Annotated in this window: 20 protein-coding genes; 10 read left to right on the top strand and 10 right to left on the bottom strand. The window is 58.6% G+C overall.

The features are described from left to right. Positions 1–139 precede the first annotated feature (139 nt). The 3 genes from PH562_RS12465 to PH562_RS12455 all read right to left on the bottom strand — a co-directional run bounded on the left by PH562_RS12465 (position 140) and on the right by PH562_RS12455 (position 6,774). Positions 140–2,329 carry an anthranilate synthase gene (locus tag PH562_RS12465; RefSeq protein ID WP_113230248.1) on the bottom strand — a complete coding sequence of 730 codons (2,190 nt, stop codon included), beginning with the start codon at positions 2,327–2,329 and terminating at the stop codon, positions 140–142. 255 nt (positions 2,330–2,584) lie between these two features. Beyond that, complete coding sequence (locus PH562_RS12460) at positions 2,585–4,108, bottom strand: ABC-F family ATP-binding cassette domain-containing protein (RefSeq protein ID WP_285173323.1); 1,524 nt, start codon at positions 4,106–4,108, stop codon at positions 2,585–2,587. 434 nt (positions 4,109–4,542) lie between these two features. Next, a complete protein-coding gene (locus PH562_RS12455) occupies positions 4,543–6,774 on the bottom strand; it encodes a TonB-dependent hemoglobin/transferrin/lactoferrin family receptor (protein WP_285173321.1) in 2,232 nt (743 codons plus the stop codon). A 274-nt stretch (positions 6,775–7,048) separates the two neighbouring features. On the opposite strand from PH562_RS12455, the gene PH562_RS12450 reads away from it, so the two are divergent. Beyond that, entirely contained in the window at positions 7,049–7,894 is an 846-nt protein-coding gene (locus tag PH562_RS12450) for an extensin family protein (RefSeq protein WP_285173319.1), read from the top strand. 43 nt (positions 7,895–7,937) lie between these two features. On the opposite strand, the gene PH562_RS12445 is transcribed toward PH562_RS12450, so the two are convergent. Beyond that, the gene (locus PH562_RS12445) at positions 7,938–8,783 is read right to left on the bottom strand and encodes a protein-L-isoaspartate O-methyltransferase family protein (RefSeq protein ID WP_285173318.1); all 846 of its coding nucleotides are present in this window, start codon (positions 8,781–8,783) and stop codon (positions 7,938–7,940) included. A gap of 160 nt (positions 8,784–8,943) precedes the next feature. Then, a complete protein-coding gene (locus tag PH562_RS12440; protein ID WP_285173317.1) occupies positions 8,944–10,626 on the bottom strand; it encodes a formate--tetrahydrofolate ligase in 1,683 nt (560 codons plus the stop codon). Positions 10,627–10,793: 167 nt separating this feature from the next. Here PH562_RS12440 and PH562_RS12435 point away from each other — a divergent pair, with 167 nt between their 5' ends. Next, on the top strand, positions 10,794–11,306 hold the full coding sequence (locus PH562_RS12435; protein ID WP_285173313.1) for a TIGR00645 family protein: 513 nt from the start codon (positions 10,794–10,796) through the stop codon (positions 11,304–11,306). 18 nt (positions 11,307–11,324) lie between these two features. Here the strand turns inward: PH562_RS12435 and PH562_RS12430 are convergent, their stop codons facing one another. Continuing rightward, positions 11,325–12,158, bottom strand: a complete 834-nt coding sequence (locus PH562_RS12430) for a COG3904 family protein (protein WP_285173310.1) — start codon at positions 12,156–12,158, stop codon at positions 11,325–11,327. 695 nt (positions 12,159–12,853) lie between these two features. Here PH562_RS12430 and PH562_RS12425 point away from each other — a divergent pair. Then, positions 12,854–13,585, top strand: a complete 732-nt coding sequence (locus PH562_RS12425) for a helix-turn-helix transcriptional regulator (protein ID WP_113230123.1) — start codon at positions 12,854–12,856, stop codon at positions 13,583–13,585. 202 nt (positions 13,586–13,787) lie between these two features. Here PH562_RS12425 and PH562_RS12420 read toward each other — a convergent pair whose 3' ends face one another. The 4 genes from PH562_RS12420 to PH562_RS12405 all read right to left on the bottom strand — a co-directional run bounded on the left by PH562_RS12420 (position 13,788) and on the right by PH562_RS12405 (position 17,267). Then, a complete protein-coding gene (locus PH562_RS12420) occupies positions 13,788–14,927 on the bottom strand; it encodes a DUF2333 family protein (protein WP_285173307.1) in 1,140 nt (379 codons plus the stop codon). Between the two features lie 196 nt (positions 14,928–15,123). Further along, a complete protein-coding gene (locus PH562_RS12415; protein WP_285173305.1) occupies positions 15,124–16,146 on the bottom strand; it encodes a hypothetical protein in 1,023 nt (340 codons plus the stop codon). Between the two features lie 67 nt (positions 16,147–16,213). Further along, positions 16,214–16,600 carry a c-type cytochrome gene (locus PH562_RS12410; protein ID WP_285173303.1) on the bottom strand — a complete coding sequence of 129 codons (387 nt, stop codon included), beginning with the start codon at positions 16,598–16,600 and terminating at the stop codon, positions 16,214–16,216. Positions 16,601–16,685: 85 nt separating this feature from the next. Next, on the bottom strand, positions 16,686–17,267 hold the full coding sequence (locus PH562_RS12405) for a thymidine kinase (RefSeq protein ID WP_285173300.1): 582 nt from the start codon (positions 17,265–17,267) through the stop codon (positions 16,686–16,688). 243 nt (positions 17,268–17,510) lie between these two features. Between PH562_RS12405 and PH562_RS12400 the strand changes: the two genes are divergently transcribed. The 7 genes from PH562_RS12400 (at position 17,511) to PH562_RS12370 (ending at position 23,952) form a co-directional block, all read left to right on the top strand. After that, positions 17,511–18,458: a choline ABC transporter substrate-binding protein gene (locus PH562_RS12400; RefSeq protein ID WP_483315343.1), complete on the top strand. Its 948-nt coding sequence runs from the start codon at positions 17,511–17,513 to the stop codon at positions 18,456–18,458. A gap of 182 nt (positions 18,459–18,640) precedes the next feature. Continuing rightward, positions 18,641–19,486, top strand: a complete 846-nt coding sequence (gene choW, locus PH562_RS12395) for a choline ABC transporter permease subunit (protein WP_285173295.1) — start codon at positions 18,641–18,643, stop codon at positions 19,484–19,486. Beyond that, positions 19,483–20,532: a choline ABC transporter ATP-binding protein gene (gene choV, locus PH562_RS12390; RefSeq protein ID WP_285173294.1), complete on the top strand. Its 1,050-nt coding sequence runs from the start codon at positions 19,483–19,485 to the stop codon at positions 20,530–20,532. Before choW ends, choV begins: the two co-directional genes overlap by 4 nt. 36 nt (positions 20,533–20,568) lie before the next feature. Beyond that, positions 20,569–21,060 carry a HugZ family pyridoxamine 5'-phosphate oxidase gene (locus tag PH562_RS12385; protein ID WP_113230117.1) on the top strand — a complete coding sequence of 164 codons (492 nt, stop codon included), beginning with the start codon at positions 20,569–20,571 and terminating at the stop codon, positions 21,058–21,060. 367 nt (positions 21,061–21,427) lie between these two features. Beyond that, positions 21,428–21,745 carry an ArsR/SmtB family transcription factor gene (locus tag PH562_RS12380; RefSeq protein WP_015340680.1) on the top strand — a complete coding sequence of 106 codons (318 nt, stop codon included), beginning with the start codon at positions 21,428–21,430 and terminating at the stop codon, positions 21,743–21,745. A 352-nt stretch (positions 21,746–22,097) separates the two neighbouring features. After that, positions 22,098–23,426, top strand: a complete 1,329-nt coding sequence (aptA, locus tag PH562_RS12375; RefSeq protein WP_113230116.1) for an omega-aminotransferase AptA — start codon at positions 22,098–22,100, stop codon at positions 23,424–23,426. A 121-nt stretch (positions 23,427–23,547) separates the two neighbouring features. After that, a complete protein-coding gene (locus PH562_RS12370) occupies positions 23,548–23,952 on the top strand; it encodes an endonuclease domain-containing protein (RefSeq protein ID WP_285173286.1) in 405 nt (134 codons plus the stop codon). Positions 23,953–24,025 lie beyond the last annotated feature (73 nt).

Genomic DNA, 24,025 nt, shown 5'->3' with positions numbered 1-24,025 from the left:
ATCAGGATGAAACTCAAAGGGCTGAGCCCTGTGAAATACAGGACCCAGCCCTCAAATCATCCCAGCCTATGAACCGTCCAACTTTATGGGGTCAGTTCAGTGCATGGGGCTAGAAACATCCGAGCTCTAAACGCTCGTCTCAGGCGGCCTTCGTCTTTGCCCGGCGTGCGAGATGCGCCACGACATTCTCGATCATCCGCATGCCGGCATCGCCGCCGAGCGTCATGATCGATTCCGGATGGAACTGCACGGCCGCGATCGGCTCCTTCACATGCTCTATGCCCATGATCGTGCCGTCTTCGCTCTCGGCCGTGATCATGAAGTCGCGCGGCAGGCTCGACGGATCGGCAAAGATCGAGTGATAGCGACCGACGGTCACTTCACGACCAAGACCTGAGAAGACCAGGCCGGGCTCCAGCACGCGGATGCGCGAAGGCTTGCCATGCATCGGGATCGCCAGATGGCGCAGCTCGCCGCCATAGGCTTCGGCCAGCGCCTGCAAGCCCAAGCAGACGCCGAAGATCGGGAGGTTGCGCGCCCTCGCCTTCTTGATCGTTGCCTTGCAATCGAAATCCTTTGGATTGCCAGGACCCGGCGACAGCACGACGAGATCCGGATCGAGCCGGTCGAAGACTTCTTCCGGCACCGGCGTACGCACGGTGGAAACCGTCGCGCCCGTCTGGCGGAAATAGTTGGCAAGCGTGTGAACGAAGCTGTCTTCATGGTCGACGAGCAGGATCTTCACGCCCTTGCCGACGGAAGCGACGTCCCGTTGCTGTTTGCCGGAATTGCCGGTCTTGGCGTCACGGATAGCGGAAAGCATGGCGGAGGCCTTCAGTTCGGTTTCGGCTTCTTCTTCCTCGGGGATCGAATCGTTGAGCAGCGTCGCGCCGGCCCGCACCTCGGCAATGCCGTCCTTGATGCGAACAGTGCGCAGCGTCAGGCCGGTGTTCATGTCGCCGTTGAAGCCGACCATGCCGATCGCGCCGCCATACCATGCGCGCGGGCTCTTTTCATGGCTCTCGATGAAGCGCATGGCCCAAAGCTTCGGCGCGCCGGTGACGGTGACGGCCCAGGCGTGGCTCAGGAAGCCGTCGAAGGCGTCCATATCGTCGCGCAGGCGGCCCTCGATATGGTCGACCGTGTGGATGAGGCGCGAATACATCTCGATCTGCCGGCGGCCGATGACCTTGACCGAACCCGGCTCGCAGACGCGGCTCTTGTCGTTGCGGTCGACGTCGGAGCACATGGTCAGCTCGGACTCGTCCTTCTTGGAATTCAAGAGCTTCAGGATCTGCTCGCTGTCGGCGATCGGATCGTCGCCGCGCTTGATCGTACCGGAAATCGGGCAGGTCTCGATGCGGCGGCCGGAGACGCGCACGAACATCTCAGGCGAAGCGCCGACGAGATATTCCTGATTGCCGAGATTGATGAAGAAGGAATAGGGCGACGGATTGATCGCCTTCAGGCGCTTGGAAATATCCGATGGCTTGCTCTCGCAGCGCTCCATGAACTTCTGGCCGGGCACCACTTCGAAGAGATCGCCCTTGCGGAAGCTCTCCTTCGCCTTGACCACCAGTTCGGCATATTCGCCGGGGCGATGATCGCTCTTCGGTGGAATGGCATCGGTGTGCCGGAACGGCTCGGGCGCGATCTCGCCCGACTTGCCTTCCGTCGATACGTCGCCCTTGGCGAAATCGTACCGATCGATCCAGGCCTTGGCGGAATAGTTGTCCACCACCAGGATTTCGTCCGGCAGGTAGAGCACCATGTCGCGCTGGTCGTCCGGGCGCTTGAGCTTCAGATCGATCGCATCGAACTGGAAAGCGAGATCATAGCCGAAGGCGCCGTAGAAGCCGATGCTGGCATCCGCCTGCGAGTAGAAGAGATCGGTCACGGCGCGCAGCACGGTGAAGACCGTCGGCATTTTCGAGCGCTCTTCCTCGGTGAAGACACGATCCGGCGTCTTGACCGTGAGATCGAGCCGGCGCGGCGTCGAAGCGCCGAGAACGACCTCTGAAACCGTCTTCAGCTTCTCCGCGATAAAGCCGAGGATGACTTCGCCGCGCTCGTTATAGGCTTCGATCCAGACATCGCGCCCATTGCAGGACAGGCCGAGCGGCGGATCGACGATGGCGGTATCCCAACGCGTGTAGCGGCCCGGATATTCGTAGTTCGATGAAAAGACCGCACCGCGGCGCTCGTCGAGCTTGTCGATATAGGACGAAACCGCATCCGCATAGGGCGTCGGCCGACGCTGCCGAGTGACGGTGATGCCGCCCTTCGTCTCGTAGATTTCCGCACCATCATCCCGAAGGATCGTTACCATTGTTCCTCACTCCGTTATCGGCCCGGATGACAGGCGGCCAATATAACAAAAAAGCCGCCTCGAAATCTCGGGCGGCTCACTCGTCGTCTTTGAACACGATTGGTCGAGGCCGCCTCAGCGTGCCCACCACCAAACTGCAATGTTGTTCAAGGACATATTCATGGCGGGAATTGTTAGCGTGAGATGCGGCGATGCGCAAGCCGCAATCTTGGGGAATGGGCAGAAACGATTTTTCGTCTCTGCCCACCCGCTCGTCTACTCCTGCGCTCTGGCGGCTTCGAAGAACTCTTCCGGCCCATCCACCTCGACCAGCCGCTTCCGGTCGATCATCCAGAAGCGATTGCCGATAGATCGCACGAAGCTGCGGTCGTGCGAGACGAGAAGGCAGCTTGCCTCATTTGCCGTCAGCTCACCCTCCAGCGCCTCCTGGCCGTCGATATCCAGATGGTTTGTCGGCTCGTCCAGCAGGTAAAAGTTGGGATTGGTCAGCCGCAGCACCAGCATGGCAAGCCGCGCCTTCTGCCCGCCGGACAGACGGCCGATCTCTTTGCCCTGCATATCGATATTGATCCCGATCCCGACCAGCAGCGTGCGGGCACGTTGCTCGCCGAGCTCGAACAGGCGCGTGATCATGCCGAGCGGCGTGTCCTTCTGGCCGAGATTGGAGAGCGCCTGATCGCTGTAACCGAGCACGATGGATGGCGTCGGCTTGATCGTACCGCCGACGGCCTGATCGGCAATCGCCCTGCGGATCATCTCCACAAGCCGCGTCTTGCCGGCGCCGTTCTGCCCGAGCAGCACGATGCGGTCGCCCTGGCAAATCCATTGCTGACCGGTCTTGAACAGCAGCGTACCGTCAGGTGTCGTCACCGCAGCATCCTCCAGCGTCAGCAGCACTTTGGCGTGGATGCCGCGATTGGCAAGCTTGATCGAGCCGGAAGAGCGCTCGCGGTAGCCTGGCTTTGCACTGTCCTCCAGTTTCTCGGCTCGCGCCTTCAATTGCTTCGTCTTCACCGTCAGAAGATCGCTGCCCGAATTGACGCCGAGATTGTAGAGCTTGGCCGCCTGCTTGCGCAGCTGCTGCGCCGTCTTCATCTCTTTCTGGTAACGCCGCTCATCCGAGGCATCGACCTCGTCCAGCGCCGCCCGTGCCTTGCTATACGGCAGTGCATAGGTTTGCGACTGGTCCTGGCGCAGGAACAGGGTTCGATTGCAGACGGCATCGAGGAAGGCGCGGTCGTGGCTGGCGATGATGACGGGCACGTCGCGCGGCAAGGCATTCAGCCAATCCTCCAGCAGCGCGATCTTGGCGAGATCGAGATGGTTGGTCGGCTCGTCCAGAAACAGCACGTCAGGCTCCGTCACCCATACGCGGACAAGCATGGCAAGCCGCTGCCAGCCGCCGCTGAGCTGCGCCAACGTCCTCTCCCGCATCGTATCAGGCACGTCGAGCGAATCCAGGGCGACATCGACGCGCCAGCTTTCGCTTGCGACCTGCTCCTTCGGCAAGGCTTGAAGGACTGCCTCATAGAAGGAGACCTCCAGCAGGTTCGCCGGCCCATTCTGCTCGACATAGCCGACGCGCAGGCCCCGGGCGCGGGTGATCTCGCCCGTGGTCGGCTCCAGCCGGCCGGCCAGGCAATTGAGCAGCGTGGTCTTCCCGCGTCCATTCGCGGCGACGATGCCGACGCGGTCACCGGCATCCACGGTAATGCTGAGGTTGGAAAACAGCGGCTCACTCATGGTGACGCCCAGATTGCGGAGATTAATCAGAGTCATGGTCTTTTCCGGTCTTGATCGAGCATCTCAAGACATCGCCGGCGGCTCCTTTTGCCGCGCCACGCCGATGCCGAAGGCCCAAGCGGGCCAATGCTCGAAAACATGTCATGACGCGGCCGCGCGAATGCGCGGGCTCACGTCTCCCAAAGGGCAGACCAGAAGGAATGAGTGAGAAACAGCCTCTGATCAGCCCTGCAAACGCATCTGCAGGGCACGAGTCGGACCGAACTGGCGAATATGCCAGACTATCTTGGTCATACGGTCCTCCTCTCTTTTCTCTCGACGGTTAAAGACTGCGCCGCTCGAATAACACCGAACGCTGCGATTTACAATTGCGCAAAGCGCGGGATGCCACGCTGGAGGGCAAAAAAGAGGCGATGCCGAAGCATCGCCCCAATTCGTCGCATCCAGGCTTGCTGCATCGATGTAACGGCTCAGAACCTCTGAGTCAGCGTCAGCTTGAAGGTCCGGCCGGGTTCGGAATAATAGGAAGCGGGCTGGGTCAGCGTGCCGCTATAGGACGGCGCGTTGAGCGCGTCGTAGTAGGTCTTGTTGAAGATGTTGTAGACGCCACCACGAATGCTGAGCCCCTTCACCTGCTCCGGTTCCCACCAGGCAGTCAGATCGAAGATGCCATAGGCAGGGGTTTGCAGCGTGTCGCCCGTCTTCTTCGCCTCGCGAGCCGCGGTGACGAAGGTCAGGTCCGTTCCCCAGACATCAGCCGCATAGCCGACGGTGAAGGCCGCCTTGGCCGGAGCGACGGAATTGATCCACTGTCCGGTATCGGAATCCTTGCCGTTTACATAGGCGACAGCGCCCTTGATGTGGATGCCGTTGTCGAACGTCTTGTGTGCGTTGACCTCGACACCGAACATGCGGACGCTGGCGCGGTTGAAATATTCGGTGATCCCAAGCGGATAGGTGCCTGTGGGATCGCGATAATTCAGCGTATCGATGAAGTTCTTGTATTTGTTATAGAACGCGCCGATATGGCCGCCGAAATCGTCATCGCCGAGGTTGGTACCGATTTCGACGCCGTTGCTCGTTTCGGGCTTCAGGTTGGGATTGCCGATGTTGACGTAACCGCCCGGCACGCCGTAGTTCACGTAGAGTTCGCTGACGTTAGGCGCACGGAAGGCCATCGCCCACTGTGCATAGATCTCGACATTGTCCTGCGGCTGATAGGAGGCGCGCAGCTTCGGCGAGAAGCGGCTGTCGGATTGCCCAGGGGGCAGGCCATCGTAGTTGGCGCTGTCACGATAGGCGGCCGTGTTCTTCGGCGAGTAGTCATACCAGTCGAAACGCAAGCCCGGCGTCAGATAGAAGTTGCTGGAGCCCAACTCGATCTTGTCATCGATGAAGACGCCGACGCGCTTGCCATCGACATCGGGCATATCCGACTGGTTGGTGTGCAGGAAGGCGCAAGTAGCGCGCCAGCGCGGGTTGCTGCAGCTATCCCTGCCAGCCGAATACTGATGCACCTTGTCGAAGGCGACATCGAGACCGAAGGTGACCTGATGGTGCAGATTGCCGGTGTCGAAAGACTTCGACGCGTTGCCGCTAAAGCCGATACTGCGGTCTTCCATTTCATTGAGGCGGGAATAATCGCCGATAACGGACGTGTAGCGGTACCCTGAGGTACCGGTTTCGCGCACCAGGTTCTGCCAGTAGAAAACGGCATTGGCCGTATCAAGCAGCGAATCGGCGCTATCGGCTTCATACTTGTAATCGAGCGAAACGCGATTGCGCTCGATATTGTCTGTCCCATTGTAATTGCCGGGCCGGAAGTTTCCGGTCGGGCTCTGCAGGGTCATCAGGTCAGTGTCTTTGTCCTTGTTGTAGTGCTCGGCCGTAATGCCGAAGGTGCCGAGGTCGGTATATTGGCGGATCTTGAACAGGCCGCTTCTCTGATTGTAGTCGGCCGGATTGGCTTCTGTACGCTTGGTCGAATAGCCGCCGACATCGCCGTTGTTCTCAAGCTCATGACCATGGGTGTAGCCGCCCTGGAAGAGAACGGCGGTGTTGTCGATGCGCTTAGCAACGGCTGCGGTGCCGCCGATGCTCCGGTCGTCGCCGTTATAACCAAACTTGAAAACACCACCCCAGGTGGAGCCGGACGTGATCAGATCTTCCGGCTCTAGCGTGCGAAGCACGAAAGCACCGCCGAGAGCACCCGAACCGGCACGGCTGGAATCGGCACCGCGAACAATATCGACACTGGAAAGCGCGTTAAAGTCGAAGCTGTTAATGCCACCGTCGGAATCGCGCGAAGCATCGAGAAGGAACGGAATCTGGATGCCGTCGACTGTCGTCAGCACACGGTCGTCGCCAAGGCCGCGGATATTGACGCCGCCTGTCGTACGGTTGAAGCCGACGCCGACCTCCGTGCTGCGGCCAAGATCCTCGATACGTGTGATTTGCTTGTCATCGATATCCTTGGCCGTCGTCTCGCTTGTGGTCGGAGAGTCGGCGAGCACATCCTTGTTCGCCTTACCCTTCCCCGTCACCACGATTGGTTTCAGGTTGGTAACGCGATCGCCCTTGGCGGCATCGCTCGTCGCCTCTTCATTCTGAGCTGCGGTCTGCGCAAAAGATGTCGTGGCCAGCCCAAGGGCCAGAAACGCCGTGCATGCCAAGAGGACCGAGCGTGAGCGCCGGACAACCATAACCATTCCTTTCGAATTGCTTCACCGGGCTGGCTGGTTGCTGCGTCGAAAGCAGGCAAGGGGCTGGCTAGGTTATCTTGTTAACGGGCGGACATACTCCGCCTTCTTTCTGCCGCATAAAAAACATGACTATTATTGTCAATATATCTCCCATCCATAATCATGAATAAAACTGTCATCTTTTAAGACAAGAAGCGAACGTTGCTGAATTGCAACGAAATGACAGCCTCGCGCGTTCTATCGGCATCCTCATTAGAATTGGCTGAATTACTTGATGCTGTTTAGAACTGTTTCATTAGTCTCCGCCGCCGCCCTTCTCATCGCCACGTCTCTCCCTCAGACCGGCCCGATACCCGAGCAAAAACCGGATCAGGAACAAGTTCGGCCGGATGGCAAGGCGCCGATCCCGGCAGAAAAACCCTCGGCATCGCCGGACAGCCCTGTCGTTCCGGCGGAAAAGCCGACGGTTCAACCGGAAGAAATGCCGGCGCCACAGCCGGAGGAGCAGACAAACGGTCAGCAGATGCAGGGTCCTCCCCGCCCGCCTCTGACCATCGCTTCCGAACCGGACGATGAGCACCAGGCCTGCTTGAAGGCGCTGACCGCCATCGGAGCAACCTTCAAAGAGATCGCCCGCATCGACGATGGCAATGGCTGCGGCATCGACAAGCCAATCGCGCTTAGCTCTCCGCTGCCGGGCATAGAATTCAAGCCCGAAGGGAAAATGCGCTGCGAAGCCGCCCTCGCTTTGGCTCAATGGATGAGGGAAAGTGTCATCCCCTCAGCCGCGGCATTGGACAATGGCAAGATCGTCGCCATCAACCAGGCGTCGACCTATGTCTGCCGGCTGCGCAACAATGCTTCGACCGGCAAGATTTCCGAGCATGCCCGCGGCAACGCCATCGATGTCGCGAGCTTTACCTTCGAAAACGGTAAGACCATTGCAATCGAACCGCGGCGCGAAGATCCGACGCTGACAGGCGCATTCCAGCGCGCAACCAGCGCCTCGGCCTGTCTCTATTTCACGACCGTTCTGGACCCGGAGAGCGATGCGGCGCACGAAACGCATTTCCATCTCGACGTCATCGAGAGGAATGGCGGCTTTCGTTACTGTCACTAAAAGCGCGTCGCGGAATCGATGGCACGTTGATCTTTAAACCTCGTCAAACCCCGAGACCTGCATTCGAGAACCATACATCTCTATAGATCGCCACGGCCGTTTCATCCGGCGCTCGATCCTGGGTGAGCCAAACCGACTGGATGGAGCGAGCCTCGCCTCCATTTGGCGTTTTCGTGGTTTGCATAGGATCGGAAGCTCCGATGCAGGGAATGAAATAGGCGGGCATCAAGGCGCGGGCGCCGAACCCCTGCTCTGCGCGTGTGATCAGGACGGCAAGCCCGACCTTATCATTCGCCTGCCAGGGCACGATGATCCGGCCGCCGAGGCGCAGCGCCTGCAACCACGATATCGGCGGCGCCACCACCCCCGCACTCACGTAGATCAGATCCCCTTGCGGAAGCTCCAGCTCAGTCGCATCGGCACAGATGACGGAGGCGTTCTCGAACGAGGCAAGATTATCGCGGGTGCGGCTGGCCAATGTCTCATCAATCTCGACGGCGTGGACCTGGCCGCCCGGTGCCACCAGCGTCGACAGAATGGCGGTGTAATATCCCGTCCCGGTACCGATATGGACAACGGTTTCGCCCGGCTGTGGAGCCACGGCGCCCAGGAAAGCAGCATGGAGAAACGGCTCGCCATTGTTGATGCCTTTGGACTTGTCCAGGGCGACCAGAACGTTCTGGTAGAGGAACGTGGGATCGGCGTTTGGGGTTTCCAGGTAGTGGCGACCGGCCCTGATCTGCCAAGGCCCCGGCCCCATGAATGCCTCACGCCTGACGAGGCGGAAGGCCCGCTCAAGCCTTTCATCGGAAGAATTGCTGGCAGCTGCCATCAGCTTCGCATGGAAGTCCCGTATCTCATCCAAACTTGCACGGCGGTCAGCAGTCACGATCCGTCTCCGTCTTAACCATGCTTGGACCCAGCCGATTTGTTTCGGATTTCGCCAAGGTCAATGCGTTAGATATCCTACCAAAATTGGATGACAATAGATGCGGGCGAAGCTGCCAAGCCGGCACTTCCAGACCGACAAGTTGAATCGGATTCTGAACTTAAAACAGTCCTTCAATGTAGCCCTGATCATTGAGGAAAATCCTTTCGGCCGCCGGCGATTTCGGTAGACCGGGCATGGTCATGATCTCACCAGTGATGACAACGACAAAGCCGGCCCCGGCGGAAAGCCGTACCTCGCGAACGGGCACAATGTGCCCCTCTGGCGCACCGCGAACGTTCGGATCGGTCGTGAAGGAATATTGCGTCTTCGCCATGCAGACCGGCAGATGCCCATAGCCCTGATCCTCCCAGGACCGGAGCTGATCGCGCACCGACTTGTCGGCCGTGACCTCGCCGGCGTGATAGATCTTCGAGGCGACGATCTCGATCTTTTCCAGGAGCGGCAGATTATCCGGATAAAGCGGCTGGAACTTTGCCTGGCCGGATTCAGCAAGCTCGACCACCTTGTGCGCGAGCTCGGTTATGCCGGCCGAACCTTCGGCCCAGTGCCGGCAGAGGATCGCCTCGGCGCCGAGACGGGCGACATAATTCTTCAACGCCTCGATTTCAGCTTCCGTGTCCGAGATGAAATGATTGATGGCGACGACGACGGGCACACCGAACTTGCGGACATTGGCGATATGCCGGCCGAGATTGGCGCAACCCTTGACCAGAGCCTCCACATTCTCCTTGCCGAGATCGTCCTTCTTCACGCCGCCATTCATCTTCAAGGCCCGCACGGTCGCGACGATGACAGCCGCATCCGGCGACAGCCCTGCCTTGCGACATTTGATATCGAAGAACTTCTCGGCACCCAGATCGGCGCCGAAGCCGGCTTCCGTGACCACGTAGTCTGCAAGCTTCAGCGCCGTGCGCGTCGCGATCACCGAATTGCAGCCATGGGCAATATTGGCGAAGGGGCCGCCATGTACCAGCGCCGGATTGTTCTCCAGCGTCTGCACGAGGTTCGGCTGCATGGCGTCCTTCAGGAGCACGGCCATGGCGCCGTCAGCCTTCAGATCACGGGCGTAAACCGGCGTGCGGTCGCGGCGATAGCCGATAATGATGTTGCCGAGCCGCTTTTCCAGATCCTTGAGGTCGGATGCCAGACAAAGGATTGCCATCACCTCGGAGGCGACGGTGATGTCGAAGCCACCCTCGCGCGGAAAACCGTTCGCGACGCCGCCGAGTGAGGAGACGATATCGCGCAGCGCGCGGTCGTTCATGTCCATTGCGCGGCGCCATGTGATGCGCCTGATATCGATATTCTGCTCGTTGCCCCAGTAGATGTGATTGTCGATCAGCGCGGCGAGCAGATTATGGGCCGACGTGATCGCATGAAAATCGCCGGTGAAGTGAAGGTTGATATCTTCCATCGGGATGACCTGCGCGTAACCGCCGCCGGCCGCCCCGCCCTTCACGCCGAAGCACGGACCGAGCGAGGCCTCGCGCACGCACACCACGGTCTTCTTGCCGATGCGGTTCAGGCCGTCGCCGAGGCCGACCGTCGTGGTGGTCTTGCCTTCGCCGGCCGGCGTCGGATTGATCGCCGTGACAAGGATCAGCTTGCCATCCTTCTTGCCGGCCTGCGCCGCAATGAACGCGGCACCGATCTTTGCCTTGTCGTAGCCGTAGGGTGCGAGATCTTCCGCCGGAATACCGAGCTTTGCGCCGATTTCCATAATCGGCAGCTTCTTCGCAGCGCGCGCGATCTCGATATCGGATGCCACTGTCGTCGCCATAAGTCTCGCCCCCGAACATACGGTCATTTCCCTGTCGGGATAAACCAATATCTATCGGGTGTGAATAGTTGCGAAGCACTCTGCTAGTCGAAACGCACCGCCTTGTCTCACGACGCTGGCATGCCTATTTTCGGCGTCCAATCCAAACCGAGAAAGAAGGAAAAGATATGAAGTCCCTGGAATTGCTGGTCGAGCGCATCATCCTCTCCAGTCGCTGGCTCCTGGTGATCTTCTATCTCGGCCTCGCCGCCTCGCTCGCCGTCTATGCCGTTTCGTTCGCCTACAAGTTCTACAAGGTGGCGATCAATGTCTTCGCCTATGACGAAGCGGATATGATCCTCGCCATTCTCGGCCTCATCGATGCCGCCCTGGTGGCCAGCCTGATCGTCATGGTGATGATTTCCGGCTATGAGAATTTCGTCAGCCGCTTCGACGAAGCCGAAAATGGAGGCGAGGTTTCCTTCATCGGCAAGCTCGATTCAGGCAGCCTCAAGATCAAGGTCGCCTCTTCGATCGTCGCCATTTCCTCGATCCACCTGCTACAGATCTTCCTCAACGCCACTCAATATGACAACGCAAAACTGATGTGGTTCACCATCATCCACCTCGCCTTTGTCGTCTCGGCACTGTTGCTGGGCTTCCTGGAGAAGATCATGGCGAAGGCCAAAGCGAAAGGATAGCTGAGGCCGGGTCAGCGGCTACTTGCCGGCCATTGCCGATGCGCTGGTCATCGGCGCACCGGTCGTCGACGGAGCGGGCGCGACACAATCGGAAATCGATTGATTTTCCTTGCAGTTGCGCGCCGAGACCAGGGCATCGGCATCGGCAAGCTCCGTCGTCAGCTTCAGTCTCAACGCGTCCATCTGCGAAATCAGATGAATGCCGTTCGGGTCGGTTCCAAGCATCAGATCGACAAGACCCCGCTCTATTCCCATTTTGTCGAGGAAGCTCACCAGCCTGGCTCTTTGTGCCTTGTCGAGCTTGGTCGTATCGTATTTGCCGACGAATTTGCGGCCGATCTCCTTCTTAGAGATGACCTTGCGCCTGCCGTCCACCATCTCATATTCGGTGCGGTACTGGACGCGCACTTCGCTGTAGGTGGTGGTGATCTGATGAACGCCCAGCAGCGCGAAGGGGCTGGAAACGCGCTGAACGCCGCCTGCAAAAAACAGCGGGCAGGCCGAAAAGCAGATTGCGCCGTCGGAAAATGGCTGTCCCGTGATCGACCCGTCCTTTGCAAAAGCTACTGAGCAGATCGGCTCGGCATAGGGACATGCCCGCGAGCGGGTGCGGCCGACTGCGATCGAAAGCTTCTGCTTGCGAATGATACGAGCCATCTCCATGGCCGCCTTGACATCGCCACCCGGCGAACTGACGACGATAGGCAGTTTCCGGTTGCCCACCTGCTTCAGGACTTTCTGCAGCTTCCGCGGCGTATCCGCCATGATCTGCCCTTCGGCGGAGATCCAGTCGGGGCAAGTGTTATCGGCCCGGCACTGGCCCATCTCGCCGTGAACGAGCAAAAACTGCATTGGGGTGCCACCGGCGACACCAGCCGCTTCGGCAAACACAGGCGAAGCAAGCAAAAGCAAAACGCTAGTGACGAAACACAACAGCGTTTGACAGCAGCGCGCCGCAAGCTGCGGGAAGAAGCGAAAATTCATGAGCTATACGCCTGCAAGCGATTACTTTTGCAAGACCGATAGCAACCGCTTTGGGCCTTCGCAAGGCGCGCCGACACGGCAACGCATCATTTGATGAAACTCCTGACTGTTCGCACGCTTCCAAGAGCTGGCGACAAGAAAATGGGGACCGTCGAACCTCAGGAACAAAAGATGGAACCGAACTGATGCTGTGATAAACGGTTAATCCTAAAGCGAGGCGTGAGACAGTTTTGGATCAAGTTACGTCTCTCTGCCGGCTCCGGACCGCCCTGTCCAAAACGCACATTCTGACCTCATTTTGACTTGGCAAATGCGTTCACCGGGTTGCTCCCTGGCTGCCGAGGTCGACGCAAAATGTACGGCTCCGTCGAAATTAGGCCAACGGAAACGCTATTTTTACGCTTAATGACCATTTTGGGCGAAGATTTCTGTAATTCTACATGTCTGAATATTAAAATATATGAAAATGAAATTATTTCTGGTTCTGTGGTATTTTTGCGTCTAGCATTCACTCATAAATCCGGTATTTGATAACGATAACACGCTGTGGGCGCTTCACTCATATGTCCTATATCATTACTGCCGAGAGACAATTGCTGCTTTCTGCCGAGCTGGCTGCTGCTCGGACACAAGCGGCCTTTGCACTGGCCCTGGAACGCACCGGGTCAGCTTTTGGCTTCAGCCATATGGCTCTTATGAACGCCCCGGTTCCCGACGACACGATGATGACGCCGTTGCTCATCGAGGGGACAGTGCCGGCTCAGTTCGTCCGTGAATTTGATCGTCATCAGCTCGTTCGCCGTTGCCCAATGCTGTTGCGCACGCGCGATTCGGTGATGCCGCGTTCCTGGCATCTGCTGGAAAAGGATGCCGAACCCGACGCCGATCTGCCGCGCGAACTTCGCGCACTCCTGATCAATTACAATTGTCCGATGAGCGTCATCATTCCGGTCAACGCGCCGGATGGTCAACGCCTCGTCTTCTGGTTCATGGGCAATCGCAACAGCCTCGGCCAGAGTGAGATCAACGAACTCACCCTGATCATGCTGCAGGCGCTCGATGCTTATAATTGCCTCAAGCGCAACGATAGTGCCGCACCGCACTCGCTTTCGGCACGTGAGCTGGAAGTGGTTCGCTGGACCGCTCAGGGGAAGACCTCAGTGGAGATCGGCCAGATCCTCACCCTCTCCGACCACACGGTCAACGCCTATATGATGAATGCGATCAAGAAGCTCGATTGCGTCAACCGCACACAGCTCGTCGCAAAAGCCATCCGCCTGAAGCTGATCAGCTAGAGCAATTCAAGGAAAAGTGCGCAGCGGTTTTCCGTCCGGAATTGCGTGAAAACAAAGAGATAGAGCGGTTCGCAGATTCCGTGAAAAGCTGAACCGCTCTAGGCAAGCCCTCACTCAAGCGCTCTCCAGACTGAGACCGCCGAGAGGGCTTAACGTCCATACGTGCCTGCCGCACCGGAACGGGCGCCAGTTCACTTCTTGTTTAGCGACCGCCCAGAACCGTGCGGATTTCGACGAGGCTCGAGCGTACCCGCAAAATATGGAAGCCCATGGTCGCAAGATGGCTCGGCATGAAGGAGCTGTCTTCCGGCCCGTTGGAAATGATGAAGGGCTGAATGCGCAAGGCGGTCTGCAATTGCGTCGTGACATCAGCCCAAAGCGTGCCAACATTGCGCTCGGCGATCACCTGCTGAAAATCCGAACGGGCTGCGGTTAGAATGCCGTAGCTCGCGTAAAGCTGACCATAGGCGAACCAGAAGCGATCGTCAGCCCGCATGTCCAGCCAACCGTAGCTGTGATCGCCTGCCCTCTTGGCCAATATATCCGCCGTGCTGCCGAGATCGTTGGCAATGTGGTCGACGAATTGCAGGAGATTGTCGGCGCGCCCGTCGAAAATTGCCTTGCAGTTGCCGAGGTCGCTATTGAAGCTGCGCAGATTGGTCATCGCGGCGCGATAATAGCTTGGGCTCGGCGTCTTCGGTCCGAAGGGATGCAGGCCGAAATACCAGCTGGACTCGTCGAACTGCAAGTTGCCGCGCGCCTTCTGCAGATCGCTGTTGATGCCGGAGGTTCCGCGTACACGGCCGAGCGTATCGACCAACTCCGCCGAAGTACGGCGAACGACAGAATTGATGCCCCGCTGGAAGGAAGCCTTATTGTCCAGGAACGGCGTATCATCCCATGAAATGCCGAAGAAGCCGAGCTTGTAGAGCAGCATCGAGGAAATCCAGGCATTCTGGTTGACGTCGAAATCGATCAGATCGGTGGCAACGTCGACGACGGCCGAGGTTTGGCAGGTCTTGGGCGCCGTTGCCGCGGCCTGCTGGCCGTCCGTTGCAGGCAGCTCCTGCCCGGCCGAATATTTGCGCTCGGAGAATTTGTAGACATCCGGATAGGCGGGATTGAACCCTGTCCAGACCTGCGTCTGCCAAACGAAATAGATATAGAGCAGCGCCATCAGCGCTACGAAGGCGGCGACCGGCAGCTTGATCAGCCAGTTGCGCTGCCGATACCAGCCATGCGCTGCAAGAAATGGCCAGCTAAGCCCGACGAAAACCAATCCCAGCCATCGTACGATGGCGGCCCAGATCCGCTTGAAGAACGCCGTGATCGAGTCAAGCATGGACACGCCTCCTAAATCGTACCGCACATCCCGCCGACGCAAAGGACGCACCACACCAAACCTGCGCAATGGACGTCGCGAAAATCGCCGCGATCCCCGGATCATTAAGTCCTTATCGCCATTCACTTTCCAGCAAATATGTGTTCTTGGGAAAAACAACAACCGTCCGCATGGAATTTTCAGTGCCGGACGACAATCAACCCTCAGGTTGCACCTCTTCCGCCGCTCCGCCCTGGTCTGTGGATATGGGTAGCGGATGCGGCTCCAGCCGTCTTTTGAAGACGGCATCGACATGAGCCTTGCGCACGGCAAGGTCATGCCCCGCCAGCACATTCGCCTCGAACGCCTGGATCAGGCTCTCGACCGCTGCCGTTCGCGAAACCATGGTTAATGCCTGAGCCACTTCTGCCGCCAATGCCTTGAGCAAGGCGATCCGTTGCTCGATATCGATGGTCAGCTTGGCGGCCATGGCGCCGATGGCGGCGATCTGCCCATTCAGAGCAGCCGCCAGCCCTTCATAAATGTCAATCAGGCGCTGTCGCACCGTCCGGCGGGATTGCAGCTCCTGTTCTTGCCGCCGAATATCGTCCTGCTCCGTCAACAGAGCACGATAGTCCCCTTCGAGTTCGGACTGCAGATCGGCATGGCGCGAGGATGGGCGGTTGCGCCGCTGATACATGAGCTTTTCCGCCAGGGAATCCGCCCGGCGCTGTATCTCTTCTATATCGAAATCGAGTTTCCGCCGCCGCTCGATCACGCCTTCGAGTTGAAGTTCGCATTCACGAAAGCACCGGGAGATTACGGGTCTTGCCTGCTTGAAAAGAAGATCGAGCTCGGCCGATACGTCCAGGATCGTATCGAGATCAGCGATGATAGCCTCCGGCTTCATCGGTCCCCGCGCCAGCGTCCGGCTGAGCAGGCTTGCATTTTCAAGACCGACTTTCTCGTTGAACAATCGGCGATGCTGCAGATCCGCCTCCTCGGTCGCATGGTCCAGTCCCTTGACCAGCAATAGGGCGGCTGACTTCCAACGGTCGAGCAGTTCGACCGCTTCGCGAACGGTCGCTTCTTCGACAGGAAAATTGACGACTTCGACGCGTTCGCTCTCCCTGGCGTGGCCGGCGAGCGTCGCCACGGCCGAATTCGCGTCGTTCAGGGCGTCATCGAGCGTCGTTCGCGCCTTATCGAGCATGCCATCGAAGGAATGAGGCCTGACCATGAAGCTTCCCTCCCCTACCTTTGGCGCGAGACTAGCCGCTTCCTGAGGCGAAGGAAATGCTCGAAAACTATTGGGCAGCGGCTGGATTCTTCAGATAGGCAATAAGGTTGTCGAGGTCCTTGTCGCTTTTCAGACCCGGGAACGCCATCCGGGTGCCTTTGACGAGAAATTGCGGCGCCGGCAGGTATTTCCGCAGCAGCGTTTCATCCCAGACCTTACCATCAGCTCCGAATGCCCTCATCGCCGGCGAGTAGGCATAATCCGGCTTGCTTGCGACGGCTCGTCCGACGACCCCCATCAGCGAGGGGCCGACGCGATTGTCAGGCCCGGTCGCCGTGTGACATGCCCCGCACCTCTTGAAAACGACGGCGCCCGCGACCGCATCGCCGTCTGCAAGCACACAAGGGGTCGAGGCAAGCATGATGGCCGCCGACAGCAGACACAGCAGTTTCATCATCACTCCCGATCAGCTCAATCTCGAACAACGATCATATGCCGAGGAGAGTCTGCAATGCTACAGAAAGCCCGCGGGCGCCGCTTCACTCGCAGGTAATCGCTTCTTCCCAATGGCGGCGGCAGAGCGAGACATATTTGTCGCTGCCGCCGATCTCTATCTGCGCGCCTTCACGGACAACATTGCCGACGGCATCCAGCCGCACCACCATCGTCGCCTTGCGTCCGCAATGGCAGATGGTGCGCACCTCGCGCAATTCGTCGGCGATGGTCAGCAGCTCCTGCGATCCCGGAAAAAGATGTCCGTGGAAATCTGTGCGCAGCCCGTAAGTCATGACCGGAAGGCCGAGGCGATCGACGATATGAGCAAGCTGCCAGACCTGCTCGCGTGTCAGAAATTGCGCCTCATCGACGAAAACGCATGCGAGCGGCTCGCTTGCATGCATTTCATCGACCATGGCATAGAGATCGTCGCTGGTTTCGAAGGGCAAGGCATCCATCGTCAGGCCGATGCGCGAAGCGATCGTGCCACGCCCGGCGCGATCATCGAGAGCTGCAATGAAGGCTGCGGTGCGCATGCCGCGCTCCTGATAATTATAGGCAGCCTGCAGCAGCATCGTCGATTTGCCGGCATTCATCGTCGAATAATGGAAGTAAAGCTTGGCCATGACATTCTCCTTGAATGCTTCATGGGTGCTGTGGGACGATAAGAAAAGACGGTCGCGGCGAAAACCACAAGATTCAGGCGTGCTTCGCCAAGGGCGCAAAAGCCTTGGCCAGCGGCGGACAGAAAAAGACAGGCGTCGCATTCAGCCCCCTCAAACCGCCGCAAATACACTGTGGTCGCTTGAAAATGTCAGTTATTGATGGTTGCTTGGGAACGTTAGACTGGGAGTCACGCAATGATAAAAATGACCCTTACTGCATTCGCTTTCGCTTCAACTCTTTCCGCACTGACATTGGGCGCCGCCGCGGCCTCCGCAGCCGAGCCGGCAAGCTGTAGCACCGTACATTTTGCCGATGTGGGCTGGACCGACATCACCTCCACCACGGCCACCGCCTCAATCCTCCTGAAGGCGCTCGGCTACGATACCGACGTCAAGGTACTCGCCGTGCCGGTGACCTATCAGTCGCTGAAGAACAAGGACATCGACGTCTTTCTCGGCAACTGGATGCCCTCCATGGCCGAAAACATCAAGCCGTTCGCCGCGGACAAGTCGGTCGAAACCGTCCGCGCCAACCTGGAGGGCGCCAAGTACACGCTCGCGACAAACGAAAAGGGTGCCGCGCTCGGCATCAAGGACTTCAAGGATATCGCCGCTCATAAGGACGATCTCGACGGCAAGATCTACGGCATCGAGCCGGGCAATGACGGCAACCGCCTGGTGATCGACATGGTCGACAAGAACACCTTCGGCCTCAAGGGCTTCGAAGTGGTCGAATCCTCCGAACAGGGCATGCTGGCGCAGGTCTCCCGCGCCGATAAGGAAGGCAAGCCGATCATCTTCCTCGGCTGGGCCCCGCACCCGATGAACACCACCTACAAGATGACCTATCTCACCGGCGGTGACGACGTGTTCGGACCGAATTTCGGTGGTGCGACCGTCTATACCAACGTCCGCGCCGGCTACTTGCAGGAATGCCCGAATGTCGGCACCTTCGTAAAAAATCTCGTCTTCTCGCTGCCGATGGAAAACGAAATCATGGGCAAGATCCTGAATGACGGCAAGGATCCGGAAGTCGCAGCGACGGAATGGCTGAAGGCCAACCCGACCGCAATCACGCCGTGGCTCGCGGGCGTCACCACCAAGGATGGCGGTGACGGTCTGGCGGCTGTCAAGGCCAAGCTCGGCCTATAATACGAGGACGGATGGAGGGGCGGCCAAACCGCCCCTTTCTCTTCCTTGAACGGACTGCTTGCTTTCGCGTCCCGCCATCTCCGGACAATGGTCCGCTTGGCGTGACAGACCGTATTCTTCGGCGGCACCTCCGGCTTCATACGTTACAATCGGAAACGCCGCCCCCAATCGTGGGCAAAGACGTGAACTGGTTAACCGATTACCGCATCCCCATCGGGCCATGGGCCAAAGCCGTCGTCGACTGGCTGACGAGCAATGTCACATGGTTCTTCGACGGCCTTTCCTTCGTTGTCGCGCATGGAATCAACGGATTGCTGTTCCTATTGCAGGTACCGCATCCGCTGATCGTCGTCATTGTCTTCACGGCAATCGCCCACTGGATGCGCCGGAGCGTCACGATCACGGTCCTCACCCTGATCGGCCTGCTGATCACTATCAACCAGGGCTACTGGAAAGAGACGACCGAGACGCTGGCGCTGGTGCTAGCCTCCACCTTCGTGTGCATGCTCGTGGGCGTACCCCTCGGCATCGCGGCAGCGCGCCGTCCGTGGCTTTACGCCATCATGCGGCCGATCCTCGATCTGATGCAAACCATCCCGACCTTCGTGTATCTGGTGCCAGCAATGATCCTGCTCGGTCTCGGCATGGTCCCGGGCCTGGTCGCCACCGTCGTCTTTGCTCTTCCCGCACCGATCCGCATGACGCGCCTCGGCATCATTTCCACTCCCCCTTCGCTGGTGGAAGCGGCCGAATCCTTCGGCGCGACGCCACGCCAGGTTCTGCGCAAGGTCGAGCTGCCCTTTGCCACGCCGCAGATCATGGCCGGCCTGACCCAGACCATCATGCTGTCACTCTCGATGGTCTCGATCGCCGCACTCGTCGGCGCCCCCGGTCTCGGCGTGCCGGTGCTGCGCGCACTGAATAGCGTCAATGTCGCCAAGAGCTTCGATTCCGGCGCCTGCATCGTCATCCTGGCGATCATTCTCGACCGTATGTTCCGCGCGCCCGGCGAAGGAGACCGCTCATGACCGTCGCCGTCGATTTCAAAAATGTCAGCATCATCTTCGGCGATCGTCCCGATGCCGCCCTGAAACTCGTCGACGGAGGCAAGTCTCGCGACGAGATCGGCAAATCCACCGGCATGGTGCTCGGTGTCGCCAATGCCTCGCTACAGATCGAGGAAGGCGAGATCCTCGTGCTTATGGGCCTGTCCGGCTCCGGCAAATCGACGCTGCTGCGCGCCGTCAACGGCCTGGCGCCGGTGGTGCGCGGCGAGGTCTCCGTCAACACCAAGAACGGCGCCGTCAGCCCCTATTCCTGCAGCCCCAAAGCCCTGCGTGATTTGCGCATGCATACCGTCTCCATGGTGTTCCAGCAATTCGCGCTTCTGCCCTGGCGAACGGTCGCCGACAATGTCGGCTTCGGACTTGAGCTTGCGGGCGTGCCGGAAGCAGAACGCAAGAAGCGCGTCGACGAACAGCTGCAGCTTGTCAACCTTACGCAATGGGCCAATCGCAAGGTCAACGAGCTTTCGGGCGGCATGCAGCAGCGCGTCGGCCTCGCCCGCGCCTTTGCGACCGGAGCACCAATCCTGCTCATGGACGAGCCGTTCTCCGCCCTCGACCCGCTGATCCGCACACGCCTGCAGGACGAGCTTCTGGAGTTCCAGCGCCGCCTGAAGCGGACGATCCTCTTCGTCAGCCACGATCTGGACGAAGCATTCCGCATCGGCAACCGCATCGCCATCATGGAAAGCGGCCACATTATCCAGTGCGGAACACCGCAGGAGATCGTCAAGAATCCAGCTGATCAGTATGTGGCCGACTTCGTGCAGCACATGAACCCCATCAGCATGCTGACGGCACGGGATGTCATGCAGCAGGGCGTCGGACATTCGGCCAATGCCGGTTCCGTCACCGCGACGGCAACCGCCGCAACGCCGCTTGTCGATATTCTTGACGCCCTGACCCGCCAGCCGGGCAATATCGGCGTTGTTGACAATGGCACCATTATCGGAACGATCTCTGCGCAAGACGTGGTATCGGGCCTGACCAGCCACCGGCGAAAGGAGTAGTCGTTCGCGACTGCTCCTCATTTCATGGAGCCGTTAATGAACGATAAACCATCGGTGATCAGGGAAACGGATGAGGATGCGCGCATTCAGGCCCGCGACCTCATGCGCGAAGCCGCACATGCGGCCTTGGCCGTCATCGACCCCGAAACCGGCTTTCCCTCCGTCAGCCGCGTCCTGACCGCCATGGATGCTGATGGCGCTCCGGTCATCCTGGTCTCCGGCCTCTCCTCACATACCAAGGCTTTGATAAAGGACAGCCGCGCTTCGGCGCTCTTTGGCGAGCCCGGCAAGGGCGATCCTCTCGCCCATCCCCGCTTGACCTTACGCTGCAGCGCAGAGCGCATCGACCGGCAAAGCCAAGCTCACGATCGCATCCGAACGCTTTTTCTCGATCGCCACCCGAAATCCAAGCTCTATATCGACTTTCCGGATTTCTGCTTCTTCCGCCTCGTTCCACTTGATGCCAGCCTGAACGGGGGCTTCGGAAGGGCTTACATCTTGACCTCAAAAGACCTGATGATGCTTTAAACCGAAAACAAAATCCGGCGGCAATAAAATCATACAATAGTGCGAGAATTAGTAGGTCGACAGCCTGACGTAGAAACGGCCAATATTCACAGGTTGCAAATCCCGTGTGACCAAAATTGGCATATTTGCGGCTTCGAAACGATAAGAATCGACCTATTTTGGTCTAATTCAGCCTCTGGATGGGACGTTGGAGACCTCAGCATTATCGCCGAGGCATCATACGTACATACCTAAAACAGCATACTCGATACCTTAAATTTAGGTATATACAATCTTCGACCCCTCTTGGTATTGTTAGATATCGGTTAGGACCGGGTTGGAAATAGCACAGTTTCTGATGTACGCTCCGCATTGGGAAGATTAAAAGATGAAGACAAGAGATTTGGCCGAACACTCTAATGTTGCGGCAGCATTATTATCAGCAATGGCGAACCCGAAGCGTCTTTTGATCCTTTGCAGTCTCGTTAAGGGTGAAGTTCCTGTTGGCGTTCTTGCCAATCAGGTCGGACTGAGCCAATCAGCACTTTCTCAGCATCTTTCGAAGCTTCGCGCTCAGAAGCTGGTGAAGACGCGTCGTGACGCTCAAACGATTTACTACTCCAGCACATCAGAATCCGTAATCCGTGTTCTTGAAACGCTGGAAGACATTTATTGCGAGCCGGAAAAAAGTAGATCGGCTGCTTAAGAGCTTTCAATAGCTCAAGGCCTGTCGACAGAAGATCTACGGGGGACACTTTAGACCCTGAAAGATCGACTTACTTTCATTACCAGGTGTTTTACTGCTTTAACTGGCAAATCTTCGGATTTGCCAGTTTTTTCATGTCTGAACGAGCTCACATCCCGTCTGCGAATAATCCTCGCCTGACGCCGCCGGCATGCTGCGATCCAATTCCTGCCGCACACCAGCCTTTCTCCCCTACCCATCTTTGCCTTGACGCAAAAAGGCCGGCTGATAATTTGACCAAGCAGTAAATATAATCGCGCGGCGCCGCGCCGCGGTCGGGTAACAGGCCCCCGAATGGCCATTGGAGAACAGCATGTCGGACCGTTTGAATGCCACCCCCAACGATTTGCGCGCCTTCTGGATGCCGTTTACGGCCAACCGCCAATTCAAGAAGGAACCGCGCCTCTTCGTCAGCGCCAAGGATATGTACTACACCACCCATGACGGTCGGCAGGTACTGGACGGAACGGCAGGTCTGTGGTGCGTGAACGCGGGACACTGCCGTCCGAAGATCACCGAGGCGATCCGCCAGCAGGCAGGCGAACTCGATTATGCCCCGGCTTTCCAGCTTGGCCATCCCAAGGCCTTCGAGCTGGCGAACCGACTGGTCGATATTGCGCCTGACGGTATGGACCATGTTCTTTACACCAATTCGGGTTCGGAATCGGTCGAAACCGCGCTGAAGGTCGCGCTTGCCTATCATCGCGTGAAGGGCAATGGCTCACGTTTTCGCCTCATCGGCCGCGAACGCGGCTATCACGGCGTCAATTTCGGCGGCATTTCCGTCGGCGGCATCGTCACCAATCGCAAGATGTTCGGCACCCTGCTGACCGGCGTCGACCACATGCCGCACACCCATGTGCCCGGCAAGAACGCCTTCACACGTGGCGAGCCGGAGCATGGCGGCGATATCGCCACCGAACTGGAGCGCATCGTCACTCTGCACGACGCCTCGACGATCGCAGCCGTCATCGTCGAGCCGATCGCCGGCTCTACCGGCGTATTGATCCCGCCGAAAGGCTATCTTCAGAAGCTGCGCGAAATCTGCACCAAGCACGGCATCCTCTTGATTTTCGACGAAGTCATCACCGGCTTCGGTCGTCTTGGTACCCCCTTTGCCGCGCAATATTACGACGTGAAGCCGGATATCATCACGACCGCCAAGGGCCTGACCAACGGCGTCATCCCGATGGGCGCGGTCTTCGTCACCTCGGAGATCCATGACGCCTTCATGCAGGGACCCGAGCACATGATCGAGTTCTTCCACGGCTACACCTATTCCGGCAACCCGATCGCCTCGGCCGCAGCGCTCGCGACACTCGACACCTACAAGGAAGAAGGCCTGCTCACGCGCGCAGCCGAACTTTCCGACTACTGGGCCGACGCTCTGCACTCCCTGAAGGATTGCCCGAACGTCATCGACATCAGAAACACCGGCCTGATCGGCGCCATCGAGCTCGACCCGATCGCCGGCGAGCCCACCAAGCGCGCCTTCACCGCCTTCCTGAAAGCCTACGAGAAGGGCCTCCTGATCCGCACCACCGGCGACATCATCGCACTCTCGCCGCCGTTGATCATCGAGAAACATCATATCGACGAGCTGTTCGGCAAACTCCGCGAGATCTTGCAGAATAATATTTGAAGCGAATGTCGCACCACCTCACGTCAACGTGACAAAGTGGTATCGGCGAATTCGAGGGCATCCCCTCTCCCCGCCTGCGGGGAGAGGGTTAGGGTGAGGGGCCGTTCACGGGGACAATGAGATGCGCGGTCCGGAACCTAAAACGACACAGCGCGCGAGGATGCTCCGGCAATCGGACAACGATGCCGAGGCAAAACTTTGGTCGGAACTTCGCAATCGGCGACTGAACAGCTTCAAATTTGTTCGGCAGTTTTCAATCGGTCCTTATTTCGCTGACTTTGCCTGCCGAGAGCGATCCTTGGTCATCGAGATCGATGGCAGTCAACATGCCGACAGCATGCACGACACAATTCGCGATGAATTCATGACCGCTGAAGGCTGGTCTGTTGCTCGCTTCTGGAACATTGACGTCCTCACAGCCATGCCAGCAGTTCTTGAAACCGTCGTAGCGATCTGCGAAGGCAGGTTGACCGAAATTGTTGTAGCTCGCGATTTCAAGTTTCTTCCGGCGAAGTGTTCGAAATAGCCCCTCACCCCAGCCCTCTCCCCGCACGCGGGGAGAGGGAGTCTTAGTTCTCCCCAGGTCGCAGGAAACACCG

Origin of the sequence: Rhizobium centroccidentale (assembly GCF_030182565.1) — a bacterium.
In the GTDB taxonomy this organism is placed as follows: Bacteria; Pseudomonadota; Alphaproteobacteria; order Rhizobiales; family Rhizobiaceae; genus Rhizobium.
The sequence above is the reverse complement of the archived record's forward strand: the minus strand, read 5'-3'. Positions and strand labels throughout refer to the sequence as shown.